Source organism: Streptomyces mutabilis (assembly GCF_046628145.1).
In the GTDB taxonomy this organism is placed as follows: Bacteria; Actinomycetota; Actinomycetes; order Streptomycetales; family Streptomycetaceae; genus Streptomyces; species Streptomyces mutabilis.
The window spans coordinates 4,427,183-4,445,286 of the sequence record NZ_CP176874.1 but is presented as its reverse complement, the minus strand read 5'-3'; the positions used below and the strand labels follow the sequence as shown (position 1 = coordinate 4,445,286).

General features: G+C 69.2%; 21 protein-coding genes and 1 pseudogene. 15 read left to right on the top strand and 7 right to left on the bottom strand.

Going from position 1 to position 18,104, the window contains the following annotated elements; translation table 11 throughout:
- Positions 1 to 284 precede the first annotated feature (284 nt).
- The gene (locus ACLIN4_RS20035) at positions 285 to 773 is read left to right on the top strand and encodes a hypothetical protein (RefSeq protein WP_107479965.1); all 489 of its coding nucleotides are present in this window, start codon (positions 285 to 287) and stop codon (positions 771 to 773) included.
- Positions 774 to 1,301: 528 nt separating this feature from the next.
- Here ACLIN4_RS20035 and ACLIN4_RS20030 read toward each other — a convergent pair.
- On the bottom strand, positions 1,302 to 1,532 hold the full coding sequence (locus ACLIN4_RS20030; protein ID WP_257101872.1) for a DUF397 domain-containing protein: 231 nt from the start codon (positions 1,530 to 1,532) through the stop codon (positions 1,302 to 1,304).
- On the bottom strand, positions 1,529 to 2,410 hold the full coding sequence (locus ACLIN4_RS20025) for a helix-turn-helix domain-containing protein (RefSeq protein WP_107479963.1): 882 nt from the start codon (positions 2,408 to 2,410) through the stop codon (positions 1,529 to 1,531). The genes ACLIN4_RS20030 and ACLIN4_RS20025 overlap by 4 nt, the downstream gene beginning before the upstream one ends.
- A 182-nt stretch (positions 2,411 to 2,592) precedes the next feature.
- Here ACLIN4_RS20025 and ACLIN4_RS20020 point away from each other — a divergent pair, with 182 nt between their 5' ends.
- Both ACLIN4_RS20020 and ACLIN4_RS20015 read left to right on the top strand, forming a co-directional pair.
- Positions 2,593 to 3,915 (top strand): hypothetical protein, encoded by a 1,323-nt coding sequence (locus tag ACLIN4_RS20020; protein ID WP_307652338.1) that lies wholly within the window; start codon positions 2,593 to 2,595, stop codon positions 3,913 to 3,915.
- A 19-nt stretch (positions 3,916 to 3,934) separates the two neighbouring features.
- On the top strand, positions 3,935 to 4,651 hold the full coding sequence (locus ACLIN4_RS20015) for a 2'-5' RNA ligase family protein (RefSeq protein WP_107479961.1): 717 nt from the start codon (positions 3,935 to 3,937) through the stop codon (positions 4,649 to 4,651).
- On the opposite strand, the gene ACLIN4_RS20010 is transcribed toward ACLIN4_RS20015, so the two are convergent.
- On the bottom strand, positions 4,629 to 5,072 hold the full coding sequence (locus ACLIN4_RS20010) for an ATP-binding protein (RefSeq protein ID WP_107479960.1): 444 nt from the start codon (positions 5,070 to 5,072) through the stop codon (positions 4,629 to 4,631). The two genes, ACLIN4_RS20015 and ACLIN4_RS20010, sit on opposite strands and share 23 nt — an antisense overlap.
- A gap of 284 nt (positions 5,073 to 5,356) precedes the next feature.
- On the opposite strand from ACLIN4_RS20010, the gene ACLIN4_RS20005 reads away from it, so the two are divergent.
- From ACLIN4_RS20005 to ACLIN4_RS19970, 8 genes are all read left to right on the top strand, one after another.
- Positions 5,357 to 5,785 (top strand): DUF6415 family natural product biosynthesis protein, encoded by a 429-nt coding sequence (locus ACLIN4_RS20005; RefSeq protein WP_307652339.1) that lies wholly within the window; start codon positions 5,357 to 5,359, stop codon positions 5,783 to 5,785.
- Positions 5,782 to 6,486 (top strand): hypothetical protein, encoded by a 705-nt coding sequence (locus ACLIN4_RS20000; protein ID WP_107479958.1) that lies wholly within the window; start codon positions 5,782 to 5,784, stop codon positions 6,484 to 6,486. Before ACLIN4_RS20005 ends, ACLIN4_RS20000 begins: the two co-directional genes overlap by 4 nt.
- 142 nt (positions 6,487 to 6,628) lie before the next feature.
- A complete protein-coding gene (locus ACLIN4_RS19995) occupies positions 6,629 to 7,747 on the top strand; it encodes a radical SAM protein (RefSeq protein ID WP_257101870.1) in 1,119 nt (372 codons plus the stop codon).
- Entirely contained in the window at positions 7,744 to 7,956 is a 213-nt protein-coding gene (locus ACLIN4_RS19990) for a hypothetical protein (protein WP_107479957.1), read from the top strand. Before ACLIN4_RS19995 ends, ACLIN4_RS19990 begins: the two co-directional genes overlap by 4 nt.
- Positions 7,957 to 8,041: 85 nt before the next feature.
- Positions 8,042 to 8,851 (top strand): aminoglycoside phosphotransferase, encoded by an 810-nt coding sequence (locus tag ACLIN4_RS19985; RefSeq protein ID WP_257101873.1) that lies wholly within the window; start codon positions 8,042 to 8,044, stop codon positions 8,849 to 8,851.
- Positions 8,852 to 9,042: 191 nt separating this feature from the next.
- A complete protein-coding gene (locus ACLIN4_RS19980; RefSeq protein ID WP_307652341.1) occupies positions 9,043 to 9,633 on the top strand; it encodes a hemerythrin domain-containing protein in 591 nt (196 codons plus the stop codon).
- 111 nt (positions 9,634 to 9,744) lie between these two features.
- A complete protein-coding gene (locus tag ACLIN4_RS19975) occupies positions 9,745 to 10,716 on the top strand; it encodes a Rieske 2Fe-2S domain-containing protein (RefSeq protein ID WP_257101977.1) in 972 nt (323 codons plus the stop codon).
- Positions 10,700 to 11,242 (top strand): DUF1360 domain-containing protein, encoded by a 543-nt coding sequence (locus ACLIN4_RS19970; protein ID WP_107480543.1) that lies wholly within the window; start codon positions 10,700 to 10,702, stop codon positions 11,240 to 11,242. Before ACLIN4_RS19975 ends, ACLIN4_RS19970 begins: the two co-directional genes overlap by 17 nt.
- 679 nt (positions 11,243 to 11,921) lie before the next feature.
- Here ACLIN4_RS19970 and ACLIN4_RS19965 read toward each other — a convergent pair.
- Both ACLIN4_RS19965 and ACLIN4_RS19960 read right to left on the bottom strand, forming a co-directional pair.
- Complete coding sequence (locus tag ACLIN4_RS19965; protein WP_307652343.1) at positions 11,922 to 12,086, bottom strand: hypothetical protein; 165 nt, start codon at positions 12,084 to 12,086, stop codon at positions 11,922 to 11,924.
- Between the two features lie 212 nt (positions 12,087 to 12,298).
- Positions 12,299 to 12,412: pseudogene (locus ACLIN4_RS19960) on the bottom strand (cytochrome c oxidase subunit I); the annotation flags it as partial.
- Positions 12,413 to 12,679: 267 nt separating this feature from the next.
- Between ACLIN4_RS19960 and ACLIN4_RS19955 the strand changes: the two are divergent.
- The 4 genes from ACLIN4_RS19955 to ACLIN4_RS19940 all read left to right on the top strand — a co-directional run bounded on the left by ACLIN4_RS19955 (position 12,680) and on the right by ACLIN4_RS19940 (position 17,098).
- Positions 12,680 to 13,483, top strand: coding sequence for an alpha/beta fold hydrolase (locus tag ACLIN4_RS19955; RefSeq protein WP_107479838.1), 804 nt, complete (start codon positions 12,680 to 12,682; stop codon positions 13,481 to 13,483).
- Complete coding sequence (locus ACLIN4_RS19950) at positions 13,483 to 14,754, top strand: PP2C family protein-serine/threonine phosphatase (protein WP_289912112.1); 1,272 nt, start codon at positions 13,483 to 13,485, stop codon at positions 14,752 to 14,754. The genes ACLIN4_RS19955 and ACLIN4_RS19950 overlap by 1 nt, the downstream gene beginning before the upstream one ends.
- A complete protein-coding gene (locus ACLIN4_RS19945; RefSeq protein ID WP_107479837.1) occupies positions 14,751 to 15,089 on the top strand; it encodes an STAS domain-containing protein in 339 nt (112 codons plus the stop codon). The genes ACLIN4_RS19950 and ACLIN4_RS19945 overlap by 4 nt, the downstream gene beginning before the upstream one ends.
- Positions 15,090 to 15,577: 488 nt before the next feature.
- The gene (locus ACLIN4_RS19940) at positions 15,578 to 17,098 is read left to right on the top strand and encodes an alanine/glycine:cation symporter family protein (protein WP_107479836.1); all 1,521 of its coding nucleotides are present in this window, start codon (positions 15,578 to 15,580) and stop codon (positions 17,096 to 17,098) included.
- Positions 17,099 to 17,187: 89 nt separating this feature from the next.
- Here ACLIN4_RS19940 and crcB (ACLIN4_RS19935) read toward each other — a convergent pair whose 3' ends face one another.
- Both crcB (ACLIN4_RS19935) and crcB (ACLIN4_RS19930) read right to left on the bottom strand, forming a co-directional pair.
- On the bottom strand, positions 17,188 to 17,562 hold the full coding sequence (gene crcB / locus ACLIN4_RS19935; RefSeq protein WP_107479835.1) for a fluoride efflux transporter CrcB: 375 nt from the start codon (positions 17,560 to 17,562) through the stop codon (positions 17,188 to 17,190).
- The gene (gene crcB, locus ACLIN4_RS19930) at positions 17,559 to 18,044 is read right to left on the bottom strand and encodes a fluoride efflux transporter CrcB (RefSeq protein ID WP_411576765.1); all 486 of its coding nucleotides are present in this window, start codon (positions 18,042 to 18,044) and stop codon (positions 17,559 to 17,561) included. Before crcB (ACLIN4_RS19930) ends, crcB (ACLIN4_RS19935) begins: the two co-directional genes overlap by 4 nt.
- Between the last annotated feature and the right edge of the window lie 60 nt (positions 18,045 to 18,104).

Sequence of the window (18,104 nt, the reverse complement as noted above, 5' to 3'; positions counted from 1 at the left end):
CGACGACACTCTTATCGGGGGAGCTTGGTCCCATAACGCTAAGCTCACTACTGGCAGTTGGACCCTCGCGAAGAACGATGCGTGGATACAGACCATCATCGATCAACGCGGTACCGTGTACGTCACGTCACCCACCGCAGGAAACTACTGGAAGACGTCCCGAAGGGAACCAACTGTGTTCGCCCGCGAGATCCAGCAGCTCCTCCAGTCTGGGTACAAATGGAAGGGAGACTATCTTGTCGCGCCGAAGGGGTAGCAAGGAAGCCGAACAACCACCTGTAAGCGTGGCAATCCTCAAAGACAAGCGCTTCGATGGCTATCTGCGCTACGTCATTCCACACGATCTGGACGCTGCTATCGATGTCGTGATCCAGTCGTACATGCAGAGTTCTGCGCCGGTCAGGCAGAAGGCGATCGACGACCTGAATGATCGAAGCGCATCCGTTCTCAGCGTTTATGGGCAGCGAATGGCCTCGACCGCAGTCCGCGCCGGATCAATTGACCCTCTACACCGCGGGGTCGTCGCAGTGGGCATGGCGGAAGAGCGCCTCAGCGACGCTCGCGAAAACCTGTACCCGTTGGCAGCGATCAACGATGGCGCTTCTCTTGTCGGCACTTCACTCCGGGAGCTGATCACGGACGCCTCGGCCTTTCTGCCGCTGACAGCAGTAGACCGATTGCGTGCCTTTGATCAGCGTCAAGAGCAGGATAAATCTCTCGAAGCTATGGGCATGAGAAGAACCGGTAGCGGCCAGAAATTCCTCTACTTCTAGCTCACTTCAGGCACCTGAAGCTCACCACGATTGACGGTCCTGAAATCTGCGAAACGTCCTACTGGCGTTCCGTTCCCGCTCCTCGGCGCCAACGACCGCTTCCGTCTAGCCGCTAAGCACTGGACGGAAGCGGCCACGTGGGTCTCCCAGTTCACCCGTGTGACTGTCTCGGAGATTCCCATCCGACATGCTTCGCTGCGGCCGCGGCTGGCCTCGCCTGTCACGTACTACGCATCAGCGGTCCGGATCGCGCATGTACCTTTTGATCCCCGATGATCGTCAGCCCGGGCGGCTGGGACGGCCATTCTGAGCCTCGGTCGCCTCCGCGTCCAGGAAGCCGAGTCCTTACACGGCAACGACGGCGCCAACGTCTCAGTGCCGTTCATGCACTGCGGCGATCAGCCGGCCGACGGCAGCGACCCCTGCGGCGCAGTCCACGACCTACAGGAACGGCTTGTCGTGCTGGTCACTCACGCGGATACTCTCAGTTGGCGGCTGACACGGTACGCGTACAGCTCGGACAAGGCTTCAGCCGACGCACGTTTCGCCGTCGTCGCAATGACCCAGCAAACTGTCCAGGGCGGAACGGCCGAGGATCACGGGTGACCGACCGAGGTCCTTGGAATCCCGTACCGCCGCGTACGCACCGAGGTCGGCGATCTCGACGCAGTCGTTGGCGCCTCCGCTGTAAGAGCTCCTGCGCCAGTGCGCGTTGTACAGTTCCTCGGCGCGGGGGCGGCGGGGTGGAATCGTGCTCAAGGTTCGAGCTCCTCGGCAGTGCGGATGAGGCGGGTAAGGGTCTCGCCCGGGCTGAGGGCAGAGGCCCTGAGCTGGTCGAAAATGTCCGTGTAGTTTCGGACGTCGCTTTGGCATTCCAGATACACGGAGTTGTTGGGGTTCTCCAGCCAGACCAGCGGAGCTGTGGGCTGGGGGAAGGTGAGGATGACGAAGGGGCCGTACAGGCCCGGATGGGCGCCGAGGGCGAACGGGAGGAGCTGGATGGTGACGTTCGGCTGTTCGCCGACCTGGGCAAGGCGCTCGAACTGCTGGCGCATCACGCCGGGTGAGCCGATAACGCGGTGGAGGACTCCTTCGTCCAGGACGGCACGCAGTTCGGCGGGGCGCTCACCGGACAAGCGGCTTTCCTGGCGTTCCATGCGTACCTTGACCAGAGCGTCCACCTGATCGGCACCGAGATCAGGACGCATCTGGGCGATGACGGCGCGAGCGTAGTCCTCCGTCTGAAGCAGGCCGGGAACGAGCAAGGGCTGGTAGTTGGCCAGCGCGACGGCACCTGTCTCCAAGGCGAGGTATCCGTCGTAGCGGGTCGGGGCGAGAACCGTGGAGTACTTGCGCCACCAGGGCTTCTGCTGTTCCTTGTCGGCACGCACCAGGTCCAGGATGTCGTCACGCAGCTCGGCGTCCGTGACGGAGTAGCAGTCGAGGAGAGCCCGCACCAGCACCGGGGTGGTACCGCGCTCGCCGGTCTCGATCCGGCTGAGAGACCCCTGATTGACCTCGATTCGCTCCGACACCTCGGTGAGGGTCAGGCCGGACGCCTCCCGTAACTCGCGCAGCCGTGCGGCGAGCTGGCGTCGGTAGACCGACTGAGGGACCAGCTTCCTCTTCAGTGCCATGCAGGCAGTCTGTCCATCCACCCGTTGGCGGACAACCCGAACGGGCCAACTTGGCCAGACATATTGTCTAGTTGCCTTTTGCGTCAGCACTCTTGCGTAGGACATCCCGTACGCCGCACGGTCCGGCGTGCGTGCCGTTTACCAAGGAGCCCTTGGCTCCGCCGACGTGTTGGGAGGTCTCCATGCCCCGGAACACGCTGCTCCGGCAGTTACTCGAAGAGCGGCACCTCACGACTTACACGGCGTTCGAGGTGCAGTTCTCCCGCGCGGCCCGAAACCTGGCCGAGGAAGCGGGTGACCCTCGGCTGGCCTCGGTCGCGGTCTCTTCGCGACAGTTCGACCGGTGGATGAGCGGGGAACTGAAGCAGCTTCCCCGCCCCGACACGTGCCGCATTCTGGAGGAGCTGCTGGGCAGGACTGCCCGCGACCTGTTCGCTTCGCCCTCGGCCTATCCGCCGACCGCCCCAGAACCACTTCCTGCGGACGTTCCACCTTCTCCCCAGCCCGGCCCGACGGCCCCCGCCGACGATCCGACGCACCTTCTCGCCCGAGCCCGACAGCTGGCCTGCGGCAACGTCGACCAGACCACTCTGTCCTTTCTCGCCTCCCGGATCGAGGTGATCACCGAGCGGTACGAGAAGGACGGTCCGGACGGCCTGTGGGGACAGACAAAGAGCCTGCACAACATGGGGCACACCCTGCTCGCCGGTCAGCAACCTCCATCCGCACGCAGGGAACTCTTCCGGATCACCGCACGCGCCGGCGGACTGCTCGGCTACATGGCGGTCAACACCGGCGCGTTCCGCCTGGCTGAGGCGTACTGCGCCGAAGCGCTGGAACTGAGCCGGGCGATCGGCGATCTCGACACCGAGCTGTGGACCTGCGGCACCCACTCCTTCGCGGCGTACTACGCAGGCCGTTACGACGAGGCCAACGCGCGGGCCGCCGCCGCGGTGGACCGGGCGCCGAACCACCCGCAGGCCATCCGACTGCTGGTCAACGGCCGGGCCCGGGCGCTCGGCAAGCTCGGTGACCGGAACCAGGCCGAGCGGGCCATCGGACAGGCGCTGGAGCTCTCCGACCAGCATGACGTGGCCCCTGGCCTGACCTCCTGCATCTCCTTCTCGCCGTATGGGCGGGCCCGCACCCTGGCCAATGCGCTGACCGCCCGCGTCGCCCTGCAGGACACCGGGCACGTGCTGCGAGACGCCGAGAACCTCGACGACCTGGTCGAGAAGTCCGACTCCGCGTGGAGCCGCTCGCTCGTCCGCCTCGACGTGGCCACCGCGATGCTTCAACAGCTAGCACCCGACGTGGAGCACGCCATGTCCCTCGGGCAACAGGCGATCACTCTGGCCAGCCCGCTGCCGATCAGCTCGGTGCGACAACGCTCCCGAGACCTGTACGAGCGAGCAGCCCCTTGGCGATCCCGGCCAGCGGTGCGCGAGTATGGCGAACAGCTCCGCGCCTGGGGCTGTCAGTTCCCGCCTGCCGAGGTGGGGTGATCACGAAGGAGTTCGCCGGGTGCCTTGGCCGCACATCCAGCTCAGCGCCGATCCCGCAGCCTTCCCCGCCCACCCGCCGGCCGACCTGGGTGACCCCACGGTGATCGCGGCGCACGACCAGGCCACCTTCGACGCCGTGGAGACCATGGTCGATCACTGGGACCGCCCCGGCTGGACGGCACAGACCCGGGCGTACTACTGGATGCTCACCTTCCCCGACAGCCCAGCGCTGGCCGACCTCGCTCTTCGCTGTCAGCAGCACCTCGCGCCGCTCGGCCTGGATCCTGTCCCCGACGACGGGTTGCACATCACGCTCACCCGCGTCGGTTCCGCCGCAGAGCTGCCGCTGAGCCGTCTCGATGACGTCATCAACGCGGCGGCCCCGCTATGCCCGGCGGCCTTCCGCCTGCGGGCGGTCCCCCTCGCGGGTTCTCGGGGAGCCGTACGTCTGACAGTCGCCCCTTGGGGCCCGGTACTGGCGCTGCACGCGGCCCTCAGCGAGTCCATGGCTTCGCTCGGGCTGGCGCCCCGCAAGCCGACCGCGCTGTTCCGCCCCCACCTGAGCTTGGCCTACAACAACCGGCCACGCCCCGCTGCCCCGGTCATCGAGGCCGTCTCCCCACTCCGGGGCCTTGCACCAGTCGATCTGCACGTCCAGGAGGTGCAGTTGGTGGAGCTGCGACGCGAGGACCGCGCCTATCGGTGGAACGTCGTCAAGAGCCTGCCGCTCGGCTGACTGCCGTTTCCCCGCGCGGCAGGACGGCAACGACCGCCTTGCCGACGGCGGTGGTCTCCACGTACCACCGACGTGCCAGCGTCTGCACCAGCCACAGCCCACGGCCGGACTCGGCAAGCGGATCGGCAGCCGTCTCCGACAGGTGCACACGACCGTCGTCAGGCTCCGGGTCGTGGACCGCGATGACGACCTGATCCCCGTCGATCTCGATGGTCAGACAGTCAGGGCCGGCCACCGTGTGTCGCACGGCGTTGCCCACCAGCTCGGATACGACCAGCACAGCGTCGTCCACGCAGGGGGCGACGTCGGCCAGCATCGTACGAACCCGGTCACGGGCCGCAACAAGCGGCTCGCGCTGACCGGCCAGGGCCACCCAGTGCGTGGGAGAACTGGGGACCGTCGGGCGTGAGTCGTTCAGCATCGCGATCGCTCTTCCGGTCGTACGAACGGGTGTGACCCACAGGTTCCGCTTGTCTCCAGTGCGTTTCCACGCCGTCCGGCCGACGCTTCTCCGCCGTCCAGACGGCGGGGAGACGGCGTATCGACGGCGTGGAAACGCCGCTACCGCAACGGGAACCTCGAAGCCGACGGCCAGCCCTTCCAGGGGCGTCCGGTTCGCCGACTTCGCGTAGAGGAGATCATCGTGCCCGCCCCCGTACGAGCTACCTACCGGCTGCGCCTCGCTGTGCCAGAGAAGGCGGGGCGATGACGGCCACCACCCTCCGCCCCGGTTGGTCCCATCCCGTGCGAGCCGCCGTACCGCTCTTCAACGAGGCCGGCTTGAGGCAGATTTTGGAGAAGGTGCAGCGCTGGGCCCCGTATGTCGACGGGCTGCTGCTCGATGACGTGGCAGTCGTCCTGGACGACTACACGCCCACCGAGCACGAGGTCGACGAGCACGCGCAGCGCCTTCGTGGCCACCTGAGGCGACTCGTCCACCTCGCCGTGGTTACCAAGGTGGCCGAGAGAGACGCGCAGACAGCCGACCTCGTCGAGCGCGGGCGCACCATCCCGTCCGAGGAAGTGCCAACGGATCACCGCCGTGCCGTCGGACACATCCGACGTATGGCGTGGACGCTCGACGAACTCCTCGAACGCCTGGTGGCCCACCAGTGCCTTACGGAGGCGCCGTGACCTTCCCGCCTCTCCGCCTCACGTACAACCCGCGGGCCGTCGAGTCGAGAGACAAGACCCTCTCCCTGATCCCGTACATCACCCAGAGGGAAGGGGAGGACGCGGCGCCGGACAACCTCGTCATCACGCGGCACTCCTCCGGTCCGCAGCTGTACTACGCGGACGAAGACCCCCGGGACCGAGACCCGCGGGGCGTGCTTTGGGCCCGGTGCGGGTGGAACCCTGTCGACGCCGAAGGCCGGATCTCCGGTGAGCCGCAGTGGAAGCTGATGCACCCCCACCGGCAGATGGTGTGCATGCAGACACTCACCTGCCAGGTCTGTACAGGTCCCGCCCGCACGCCCCTCGGGTTCATCTTTCTCGCAGGCCCTCGGGATCACGATGCAAGTCCGACGGGCATTCTCACCAATCAGCCTCCGGTGTGCCGCAGGCACACCCGTGCCGCCGCGAGGCTTTGTCCGCACCTGGAGGACGACCCGACGGTGTTCCTGGCCAGGAGCGCACCCCTGTACGGCGTGCACGGCACTCTGTACGGCCGGGACGAGAGTGGTGTGAAGGTCATCGCACAGCCGGATACGCCCTTGCCGTACGGCCATCCGAACCTCGGGACGTTCCTCGCCTCGCAGTTGGTTCGCCGCCTCCAGTCGTTCCGCGTCGTCGGCCTCGACGAGCTGATCAACGATCTGGCCACTGCCTCGTAGAGCCCCGCGTCGGGGCCCTCCAGCCTCACCGGCCGGCCAGCCGAAGGACAGGTGGCCGGTGAGCGGGGCGGGTCCGAGGAGTTCCCCCGACTCCACCTCTGCACGGACCCGTCCCACCCCTGCCAGACGACATGGAGGCAACGTGCACCAACTGATCGCGAGTCCGTTCCTGGGCCAGTACCTCCTCCTCCGGCCCGGTCACGCCAAGGGAGTGGCCATCCCCGAGTCCCGCTTCGAGGAACTGCACACGGCGGTCACCGCGGACCGGTCGGCCCCGGCCTGGCTCACCGAGGCGACCACGGCTGCATGGCAGATGCCCATGCCCAACAGGCCACTGCGAGACACCCTCATCGTCCGCGAACGCTCCGCCTACGGGTACGCGAAGGCGTCCTGGGAGATCAACCTCGGCTGCGACCACGACTGCGGCTTCTGCTACCTCGGCGAGAAGCGGTTCGAGGGCCTGGACTGGGACGACAAGACGCGTCTGCTCACGATGCTGCGCGATGCTGGCGTCCTGTGGCTCCAGATCACCGGCGGCGAGGCCCTGATCGATCCGCAGTTCGCCGCCGCGTACGAGTACGCCACCGGGCTCGGGATGATGATCCAGGTATCGACGAACGGCAGCCAGCTCCACAAAGTGAGGATGCAGGAGCTGTTCGCCCGCCTGCGGCCCTACCGCCTGACGGTGAGCCTCTACGGGGCGACCGGGGAGACCTACGACGCCGTCACCCGCAACCGCGGCGCCTTCGACCGCTTCAGCCGCGGCCTGGACGCCTCCCGTGCGGCGGGCCTGCCCGTGCGAATCAACATCATCGTCGCCGAGGAGAACGCCCACGAGGTGGATGACATGGTCCGCCTGGTGGAAGACCGCTGGGGCTTCCCGTACCAGGTCTTCACGAACATGTCCCCGACGATCGACGGAGAGGCGAAGCCGCTCGCCTCACAGGCCCAGAAGTACGTCCGCGCCCGCCGTGTCTTCACCGGCTGCAACGCCGGCCACACCTTCTTCCACGTGGACCCGCACGGCATCGCCTCGGTCTGCAAGATCGGCCGCGACCCCAGCGTGAACCTCATGACCGAGGGTCTGACCGCCCTTCCCCGACTCGGCGGCATCGCCGAGTCCCTCCAACTCCGCACCGGTGGATGCTCCGGCTGCTCGAAGGTCGGCACCTGCAGGACATGCCGACCGCTGGCCAAGCTCCACCAGGAGGCGGGGGACAACCGATCGCTCTACTGCCAACACGGAGGTTACGGAGCATGACTCCCACCAGCGCCACCCTGACCCGGCCCGCACCGGTCCCGGTCACCATCGGCCTGCGCCCGCCCACAGAGGCCACCGGCACCCTGCCCGTGCCCATCTCCGCGCCCCCGGTCCCTGAGGGCACGTTCCGGATCATCGGCGACCTGGACGTCGACGTCGCCGAGTCCGCCGGGTGCAGCTGCTCGGCCGGCGACGACCAGCCCTACTAGACCGGGGCTCCGCTCCGGCGCGCTGCCCCGGCCGTACGCTGGCCGGGGCAGCCCATCGTCTTCTCCGAGGAACCGCGCCGTGTCCATGATCCGCCGCCACTTCCACGACCTTCCCGTGGAGGCACGCCAGGCCACCGCCGACAAGGCGGGCCCCGTCCACGCCGCCCGCACCGCCGACGGAGGGCTGAACTCGGGCATCGCCGCGTTCCTCGAGACCGATCACGGCCCGGTCTTCGTCAAGGGCATCCCCACCGACCATCCACAGGCCCCGGCCCAGCGTCGAGAGGCCGCGATCAACCCACACCTCCCCCGTGCCTGCCCCCGCCTGTACTGGCACATTGAGGTGGCCGGCTGGGACCTCCTCGGATACGAGGTCCTCCCGGGGCGGCGCGCCGACTACAGCCCGGGCTCCCCAGACCTGCCCCTCGTTGCTGCCGCTCTTGCGGAACTCCAGGAGACCACCGCTCCCACGGACGTTCCCATCAAGGCCGCCGAACAGCGCTGGGCCGCCTACGCCCCGCCCGGAACCGCCGCCCTCTTCTCCGGCGACACCCTCCTGCACACTGACCTTGCCCCGCACAACGTGCTCGTGGACAGCCGTGCCCACATCATCGACTGGGCCTGGCCCACACGCGGCGCCGCCTGGATCGACCCCGCCACCCTCATCCTGCGCCTGCTCGAAGCCGGACACACGCTCGCTGAAGCGGACGCCTTCACCCACCGCTTCCCTTCCTGGCGCACCGCACCAGCGGAGGCCAAGGAAGCGTTCGCCGCCGCCAACGCTGCGGTGTGGGAGGAGATCGCCCGCGCCGACAGCGCGTCGTGGAAGGCTGCGATGGTCGATCACGCGGTCTCCTTCCATGCCCACCTGCGCGCGTTGCCCGGCAAGAGGTAGATCGGGAGCTCAAACAACTCCGACCCCATGTCATGAGAATGCGTCTCCCGGACCTCTCCAGTTGTGTACGGCCGCAGCCCAGCGTCTGGGCAGGGCGGCCAGCTACTTCGAGGAGGTCTTCGTGGAGATCATGGGCGCACCGAGGGCGAGCACCCCGACCCCACGCAGCGCGAGAAGTAGGGGAGGCCGCGATGTCCGAGCTGAAGACCCCGCACGCCGGGGACGACCGAGCCAAGGACGATGACGTCGTCGCCCTACTGATGCGCCAGCACGGCGACATCCGCAACCTCTTCGACGAGGTCGAGGCCACCCAGGGCGAGGAACGCCGCGACGCCTTCCGCCGCCTGGTGCGCCTGCTGGCGGTGCACGAGACGGCCGAGGAGGAGGTGGTTCACCCCTTCGCCCGCAAGGGCTTCCCCGGGGGCGAGCAGGTTGTGAAGGAACGTCTCGCCGAGGAGAAGGCCGCCAAGGAGACCCTGTCGGCGCTGGACGAGATGGACACCGACGACCCGAAGTTCATGCCCCAGCTGCTCAAGCTGCGCAGGGACGTCCAGGAACACGCGCGGGCCGAGGAACGCTACGAGTTCACCCACATCCGCCGCAGCACCGATGTCACCAACCTCGCCGCGATGGCCAAGGCGATCAAGGCCGCTGAGGCGATGGCACCGACCCGGCCCCACCCGGGTGTCGAGTCCGGGGCGAAGAACATGGCCCTCGGGCCGGTCGCAGCGCTGATGGACCGCACCAAGGACGCCGTGCGCCAGGCCATGGGCAAGGGCTGACTCCGCGTCCTCCTGGCCAGCCGGGGCATCCGCCCGGGCGGCGGGGAGGGCGGAGCCGGCCTCCCGGCCCGGCCGCTGTTTGCCCCCTGCCCCCCGGGGGACCCTGCGCCCATGAGCCAGAAGCCAGGTCGTCGCCGTATGGGCCAGAACCGGATGCTGTGGCTGCTCGACGCCCTGGAGCGCGATCCCAGGGCGGACGCGGCGATCGACAAGCTCACCAAGGGCGTGCGGGCGCTTCCGCTGGGCCGGGCCCGAGACGCGTTGCACGGCAGGTGGCTCGGCCATCCCGTGCACCCCCTGATGGTCCAGGTGCCGGTCGGCAGCTGGATGTCCGCCGCCGTGCTCGACCTGTGGCCCGGCCGCACCCGAGAGGCCGGCCTCCTGGTCGGGGTCGGGCTGGCGGCGGCCGGTCCGGCCGCGTTGGCGGGCGCGGTCGACTGGGCCGAGCTGCACCGGCAGCAGACCCGGGTGGGGCTGGTGCACGCCGTGGCCAATACGGCGGCCGTGGGACTGTACGGCGCCTCGCTCCTGTGCCGCCTCACCGGACGGGCCACAGCGGGCCGCGCCTACGGCTTCCTCGGGCTGACGGCGGTCGGCCTGGGCGGCATGCTGGGCGGCCACCTCGCCTACCGGCAGGCTTCCGGCGCCAACCACGCCGAAGAGGTACCGCACGTCGTCGGGGAAGGCTGGCACCGGATCGGCACCGTGGACGAGTTCCCCGCCGGCCGGCCCGTGCGGCGCTCCGTGGACGACGTGCCGGTCCTGGTGGTGCGCGAGACCGGCGGCGCCTTCCACGCACTGGCCGACCGGTGCAGTCATCTGGCGGGCCCGCTGTCCGAGGGCACGGTCGCCGACGGGTGCGTCGAATGTCCCTGGCACGGCAGCGTCTTCCGGCTCTCGGACGGCTGGAACGTCCGCGGTCCCGCCACCGCGCCCCAGCCCGCCTTCGACACGCGCGTCGTCGACGGACACGTGGAGATCAGGCTGCGCCGCGAGGACGGCACGGAGAGCGCGGACGAGGACCGAACGGCCGGGACACCGGAGCGGGCAGGAAAGGACGAAGGCCATGGGCGCGGCGACTGACGGCGGTGTCACGGAGCGGCTGAGGCGACGGCTGCGACGCACCGGGCGCACCTACTCGGCGGGAGAGGACCGCCCGCTGCTCGGCTACGCGGCGGCCATGACGGCGTTCGGCGTCTACACGGCGGGGTGGGCGGCGGTGGTCAGGACGCGCGGTCGTCCGCTGCCGGACCGGCCCCTGCCCTGGGACGTGGCACTGACCGCGGTGGCCACCTTCCGACTGAGCCGACTGCTGAGCAAGGCGTCGGTGACCAGTCCGCTGAGGGCGCCCTTCACCAAGTTCCAGGGGCCGCAGGGTCCGGCCGAGCTGCACGAGGAGGCGAGGTCCGAGGGCGCCAAGGACACGGTCGGCGAGCTGCTGACGTGCCCGTTCTGCATGAGCGTCTGGGTGGCCTCGACCCTCACCGCCGGGCAGCTGCTCTGGCCGCGCGCCACCCGCACCGCCATGGGGGCGCTCACCGCTCTGGCCGGCGCGGACGCGTTGCAGCTGACGTACAGCGCGCTGGTGGCCAAGACGACCGGCGACTGACCACGCCACACCGCGCCCGCCCGACCGCCTCGCGGCCGCGCGGGCGCACGTGGCGGTCACCGCCCCCGGGGCGGAGGTCCCACGTCGGATCGGCGGCCGGGGCGCATCGCCGCGTGCCGCTGCCCGGGACCGGGGCCCGACCGGGCGGCCAGGGCGTCGGCGACCGCGCCGGTGACGAAGGCGGTACACCGTCTTGTGCAGCAGGTCGACGACGAGTTCGCGGCGCGGCCAGGTCTCGGGTGGGGCGCCGACACCGGTGGCGTTCTCCAGGATCTGGTCGGAGGTGACCCGGACGACGGCGAACTTCCCCGACGACCAGGGCCCGCGCAGCCCGGCCTGCGCCATCACCGACCGCAGGATCCCGAGGAGGGCCCCCTGCCCCACGTGCATGGCCAGGTTCACCGGCACCGGCTGACGCCCGGAGTGCTCCCGCATGCCGGTGAGGCGTTCCAGTGTGCGGGCGGGGACGTGGGAGTCGGGCCGGCCGGTCAGCCGTTGCTCCGCCTTCTCGCCCAGCGTCATCACCAGCACTCCGGTCGTACCGGCCAGCAGTCCCTGCCAGAGTGCGCGCTTCATCATGTGGCGGCGAGTACCCAGCGCGCCTCGGCTCACCTGCTCCCCGGCCTCGGGCGGAGACGGGCCGTCCGGGTCCGCACAGCGGGGGGGCGGCCGGATCCGCTCAGCGGACCACCGTGCACAGCGCACTGCTGACGGCGGCCGCGCAGGCCAGCAGGCACGATGCCCAGGCACCGTGGCGTCTGAGCAGGTCGCGTCGCAGCCGCAGGTACCGGGCCTCGTACTCCCGGCCCAGCTCGTCGGCACGGCGCAGGGTCGCCTCGAACATCTGGTGGAAGAGGCGGAGACGGTGGGCGACATAGTGCCGGGTGAGATCCTCCGCCTGCGCGGTGGTCAGCCAGGGGAGGGCGTCGCAGAGCGCTTGCGCCTCCCGGTGTGCGTCGTGCCGGTGCTGCCGGGCCAGGAGGACGCCTTCCGCCTCCGCCGCGATGGCCGAGGCCGGACCGGGGACCGGACCGTGGAGGTGCCCGTCCGTGATCTCCGGTCGCCCTTGTGACCGCTCGTGTCCAGCACGTCGCGCTGCCCGGTGTTCTCCGCCTGGTCGAGGCCGGCCAGGTGGGGGTGGTGCAGGTCGAAGGCGGGCGACTCGGAGCGCCTTCACCTGATCACGGGCCGCCGACGCTTACCGGGTCGGTGCGTTGACTCCCTGCTTCACGAAGCCGCCCAGCACCGCGACACCGCCTCCGCGGCCGCCGTCGGCCCGGACACGTTCTCACTGGTCATCGCAGCACTATCCGTGATCGGGAGCTACTGCGAACGATGCACAGTCCCGCAGGGCGCCCTATCGGGCGGAGCCACTGGGGCCGTCCGGTGACCGGCTGCTGCGCGGAGAGAGAGGCCGGAGCCTGAGAGAGTGGGGGTATGGATATCGAACGCCGGAACAATGTCACCGTCACCGGCAACCCCCAGGGCCGGGCGGTGGTGCTGGCTCATGGGTTCGGTTGTGATCAGAACATGTGGCGTCTGACCGTGCCTGCTCTGGCTGAGGACTACCGGGTGGTGCTGTTCGACTACGTCGGTGCGGGCCGCTCTGACCTGTCCGCGTTCTCGGAAAGCCGCTACGCCTCATTGGACGGTTACGCCCGTGATGTGGTGGAGGTGTGCGAAGCGCTCGATCTGCGCGATGCGGTGTTCGTGGGCCACTCGGTCAGCGCAATGATCGGCGTGCTGGCCGCCGGAACGGCCCCGGAGCGCATCGGGGCGCTGGTGATGGTCGCGCCGTCTCCGCGGTACATCGACGACCCGGGCTACCGGGGCGGTTTCAGTGCGGAAGACATCGACGAGCTGCTGGAGTCTCTGGAGTCCAACTATCTGGGCTGGTCGGCTGCGATGGCGCCCGTGATCATGGGGAACGCGGACCGGCCCGAGCTCGGCGAGGAACTGACGAACAGCTTCTGCGCCACCGACCCGGACATGGCACGGGTCTTCGCCCGCACCACGTTCCTGTCCGATTCGCGGGACGACCTGAAGGCTGTGACGGTGCCGACACTGATCCTGGAGTGCACCCAGGATGTGATCGCCCCCCGGGAGGTCGGCGCCTTCGTGCACCAGATGATCGCGGGCTCCAAGCTGGTCACGCTCGATGCCACGGGGCACTGTCCACACCTTTCCGCGCCCGAGGCCACCAACGGGGCGATCACCGACTTCCTTGCGCGCCTACGGTGATGTGCCGCAACGGGCCGGAGCCCGACTGCGAGAAGAAGTCGACCGAGTCATTCGCCGCCCTGCTGGAGGACAGCGCCGAGGAACTCTACGAAAACGCGCCCTGCGGTTACCTGTCCACGCTGATGGACGGCACCATCGCCAAGATCAACGCGACCCTCCTGGACTGGCTCGGCCTGAAGGCCGATGCGGTGGTGGGCCGGATGCACTTCGCCGACCTGCTGACTGTGGGCGGCAAGCTGTACCACGAGACGCACTTCGCCCCTCTGCTGCGGATGCGGGGCGAGATCAGCGGCATAGCCCTGGAGATCAAGCAGGCCGGAGGCGGCCGTATCCCGGTGCTCGTGTCCTCCGTGGTCAAGCACGGCGGGAACGGCGAGCCCCTGCTGATCCGCACCACGGTCTTCGACGCCCGGGACCGCCGTGCGTACGAGCAGGAGCTCCTGCGGGCCCGTAGAGCAGCCGAGCAGGCCCAGAAGCAGGCGGAGGCCGACCGGGCCCGGCTGCAGGACGCGCTGGCGGTACTGCAGCAGTCACTGCTGCCCGCCACCCTGCCACCGGTGCCAGGGATGGAAGCGGCAGCCCATTACCGCACCGCCTCTCCGGACCGGCTCGGCGGCGATTTCTACGACCTCTTCGCCATCGACGGCGATCGCTTCGCCTTCTTTCTCGGCGACGTGTGCGGCAAGGGCCCACAGGCTGCCGCCGTCACCTCGCTGATCCGCTACACCCTGCGGGCCGCAGCCCTGCACGACCCCGATCCCGTTGCCGCACTGAAGACGCTCAACCACGTACTTCACGAGCGCTACACGGGTGACGACCCGCGCTACTGCACCACCATCTTCGGCACGCTCGAGCCCCACCCCACAACGGGAGAAGCCACCGTCCGCATCGCCTCCGGCGGCCACCCGCCGGCGCTCGTCCTGCGCGCCGACGGCAGGGCCGACTACCTGTCCACCCCCGGCGGCCTCCTCGTCGGCGTCCTGCCGACCGCACCCTTCACCGCCGCCACCACCACTCTCGGCCCTGGCGACGCCCTTGTTCTCTACACCGACGGCCTGACCGAGGCCCGCACGGGCGAAGACCGCACCTCCCTCTACGGGGACGAGGCCCTGCTCGAGTTCGCCGCCAGTCACGCGGGCAAGTCCGCGCCATCCGTCATCCGCGCACTGACGGACCTGCTGGACGACTTGGCTGACGGCCTCGACGACGACACCGCCCTCCTCGCCCTCGGCGTGCCCGCCTCCCCTCCACCGACAAGAAAAGCCGCATGAACCCGATGTGGATCACCACCCGAGACGCTGCCACCGGTCCCGTACTGGGCATCGTCGGGGACCTCGACTACACCACCGTCGGTGAGCTGCGCGAACGGCTCACCACACTCACCCTCCGCCCAGGCCAGCGCCTCGTCCTCGACCTGGCCGGGCTGACGTTCTGCGACTCCAGCGGCATCACCGCCCTGATCGCAGCCCGCAACCACGCCGATGCCTTGCATGCCGACATCGCACTCGCCGCCGTACCCGCCCACACCCTCCGTGTGCTGCGCATGGTCGGCCTCGACCAGATCTTCCCCCTTCACCCCGACAGCGACGCCGCCACTCGGCCCTGAACCGCGAAAGACGACATGACTTCGATGGGCGGGGGCCTGATGATCGAGCGGGTGCGAGTGGGGTGGGCAGAGCTATTGGCGGGCGGCCGGCAGGCGGCTCCTCGTCACCGTAGCGGCCATTGAGGCCCTCGCCGCCGAGATCGACGCCCCGGGAGACATAAGTGTACTTTGCACGTATCTCGGTCGCCCCATAACGGTCCGGTCTCACGTGCTGGGATTTCCGCTGGTCACGGTTTGTTATGTGACTTACATCACTAAAGCTTCGGCAAAGTCGTGGTAGAACATCGCAACTCCGCAGGTGACTGGGCCCAACGCCACGCTGTGGAGGGACGGCAGCCATCAGCAGCACCACCCGGCGTGATCACGGTCCGAAACCGCACCGTGTGGCCGGGTTCGCCCATCGGACAACGACGTTCGCTCAGAGACCGCCCTTCCCCTCGCCCGGCGGGAGTCCCCGGCCCGTCGGCACCGCTCCACGAGGTAGCCAAGTGTCACTCGAATCCGTCACCGAGTCCGTCGACGAAGCCGTCAGCGGATTCTTCGAACCCATAGCCAAGTGGCTGGGAGAGGTCGTCTTCTACGCCGTTCCCGTCGGCGGCACCGACCTGCCCCTCATCGTCGCCTGGCTCGTCGTCGCCGGCCTGGTCTTCACCGGCTGGTTCGGGTTCGTCCAGATCCGCAAGTTCCGACTCGCCGTCGACGTGGTGAGGGGGAAGTACGACGAGAAGGGCTCGGCCGGCGAGGTCAACCACTTCCAGGCGCTGACCGCCGCCGTCTCCGGCACCGTCGGCCTCGGCAACATCGCCGGTGTGGCCGTCGCCGTCTCCATCGGCGGCCCCGGCGCCACGTTCTGGATGATCCTGTGCGGCCTGCTCGGCATGGCCACCAAGTTCGTCGAGGTCACCCTCGGCGTGAAGTACCGCGAGGTGCACGCCGACGGCACCGTGTCCGGCGGCCCGATGCACTACCTGCCCAAGGGCCTCGCCGAGCGCTTCGGCAAGAACGGCAGGACCCTCGGCAAGGTCCTCGCGGTGCTCGCCTCCTTCATGATCCTCTTCTTCGGCCTCTTCGGCGGCAACCTCTTCCAGGTCAACCAGTCCTACGCGCAGCTGGTCTCCGTCACCGGCGGCGAGGACGGCGCCGTCGGCTCCTCCGCCGGCGCCCTGCTCTTCGGCATCCTGGTCGCCGCGCTGGTCGGCATCGTGCTCCTCGGCGGCATCCGCTCCATCGCCAACGTCACCAGCAGGCTCGTGCCCGCCATGGCCGGCATCTACATCGTCGCGTGCCTGGTCGTGATCCTGGTCAACGTCACCGCCGTCCCGGACGCCGTCACCGCCATCGTCGAGGGCGCCTTCAACCCCGAGGGGGTCGCCGGCGGTGTGCTCGGCGCACTGATCATCGGCTTCAAGCGGGCCGCCTTCTCCAACGAGGCGGGCCTGGGCTCCGCCCCGATCGCCCACTCCGCGGTCAAGACCAAGCACCCCGCGAGCGAGGGCCTGGTCGCCCTGCTGGAGCCGTTCATCGACACCGTCGTCATCTGCACCATGACCGCGCTGACCATCGTCATCGCCAACCCGGCCACGCTCGGCAAGGACATCGGCGGCGTCACCATCACCTCCGACGCCTTCGAGACGGTGCTGCCCTGGTTCCCGTACATCCTGACCGTCGCGGTGATGCTGTTCGCCATCTCCACGGTGCTCACGTGGGGGTACTACGGCCTCAAGGCGTGGACGTACCTCTTCGGCCGCAGCCGGACCAGCGAGGTCACGTACAAGGTCCTCTACACCGTCTTCGCCATCGCCGGATCGCTGCTGACGCTGCAGACCCTGATCGACCTGGCCGACGCGGTGCTGTTCTCGCTCGCCGTCATCAACATCATCGGGCTCTACCTCCTCGCCCCCGTCGTCAAGCGCGAACTCGACTCGTTCCTGGAGTACGTCCGCGCCCGCAAGGCCGGTGCGGAAACCGGGGGCGACGAAGACCAGGAGTCGGCGAAGACCACCGTCTGATCCGCCTCACGCGGACCGGCTCCTGAGCGGGCCCGTACTCACCTCGCGCCTTGGTGAGCACGGGCCCGCTCGCCGTACCGGCGCACGGCTCAGCCCCAGACGGCGTCCGCGACGGCGGCTCCGAGGAAGGCGGCGCCCAGGCCGGCGACGACCCCGGCGACGACATTGGCGGCGGCGAGGAACCTCGCGCCCTTCTCGGCCAGCCGCACGGTCTCGTAGGAGAACGTGGAGTAGGTGGTCAGCGCTCCGCAGAACCCGGTGCCGACCAGCAGTCGGAGCGAGTCGGAGGCGGCGCCGTGGGTGGCCGCGCCGGTGAGCGTGCCGAGGATCAGGCAGCCGACGACGTTGACCGTGAAGGTGCCCCACGGGAAGACGCCGTCGTGCCGGGTCTGGACCGCGCGATCGGTCAGGTACCGCAGCGGCGCCCCGGCCATGGCACCGGCCACGACGAGCAGCCAGTTCACTTCTGCCTCCGGGAGATCAGGCGGCGGGTGAGGCTCGCCGAGCACCACACCGCCGCGAGGGCGGCGACGACGGTGGCGGCCAGGTGGGCCAGGCCCGTGCCGGCCTCGCCGGAGGCGATCAGGTGCTGGGTGTCCACGGCGTAGGTGGAGAAGGTGGTGAAGCCGCCCAGGACGCCGGTGCCGAAGAAGGGGCGTACCAGCCGGTGGACGGTCCATACGTCGGTGATGAGCACCATGAAGACGCCGATCACCGCGCAACCGGTGACGTTGACCAGCAAGGTGGTCCAGGGGAAGGTACCCGCCGCCGTGGGCCACAGCAGCGAGGCGCCGTAGCGGGCGGCGGCACCCAGGGCGCCGCCGATCGCGACCGCCGCGAGGACGGGGGCCTGTCCGTCGGCGAGTTCGCGCCGCTGGGCGGGCACCGACAGGTCGATGTCGGGGTCGACGGGCTCCGAGGGGGCGATCGGTTCGGCGGAGTCGATCACCCTGGCGGAGTCGATCGCCTCCGAGGGTTCGGTCGCCTCCGAGGGTTCGACGAGTTC